This is a genomic window from Microbacterium umsixpiens (genome assembly GCF_053543675.1).
Map to the genome: position 1 here is coordinate 1 of NZ_JBLVOH010000007.1, position 702 is coordinate 702.

The following is a 702-nucleotide window of genomic DNA, read 5'->3' on the forward strand; positions in this document are numbered from 1 at the left end:
GCAACACCCCGTTGGCCAGATCGGTGGGCCCGTGGTCGCGTTTCCACCAGCGGATGTGGTGTGCTTTGGTCATCTCGGGTGGGAGCCCGCACATCGCACACCCACCATCACGTTCCACGAGGGCCAACCGCTGCGCGCGGGTGAACAGGCGTTTCTCCCGCCCCCAGTCCAGCACTTCACTGTCCGCCCCGAGGACGCAGGGGATGATCCCACCCCCGGCGGCCATCCGCCTCGCCACCCCAACACTGACCGGCTGGTCGAGACCGTCGATGGCCGCCGATCCCGCCCCCGATTCCAGGTCCGAGAGGTTCATCCGGACGATCACCGTCGCCCCGGCGACCGGGACCCGCGTCTGGCAGCCGAGGACGTGCGCGCAGAACACCGCGAGCGCATCGGCCTGGATCATCGGGACCGTGCGCCGATCCGCATCCGGAGCATCCGCGTCGGGAGCATCCTGCCGGGCGGCGAACGCCGCGGTCACGAACCCGCGGATCGCGGTCACCACAGGGGCGGCGGTCTCGGCGTCGAGGACCGCGTTCAGGTGCACCATCCCGTCCCGCTCGAACAGGGTCAACGCCCGCTTCCCCCGCCGCTCCTCTTCTTTCGGTTCCACCCCCTCGGGGTCCAACCAGGCCTCCGCCCGCACCACGAGCTTTCGCACATCATCCAACGCGAGCCCCTGTGCTTTCTCGACCAGCACCC

Annotated in this window: 1 protein-coding gene; it reads right to left on the reverse strand. The window is 69.8% G+C overall.

What is annotated here, in order from left to right:
- Positions 1–661, reverse strand: a 661-nt coding sequence (locus tag ACNPM4_RS00760; RefSeq protein ID WP_448984367.1) for a DUF222 domain-containing protein, incomplete at its 3' end; no start/stop codon positions are given.
- Between the last annotated feature and the right edge of the window lie 41 nt (positions 662–702).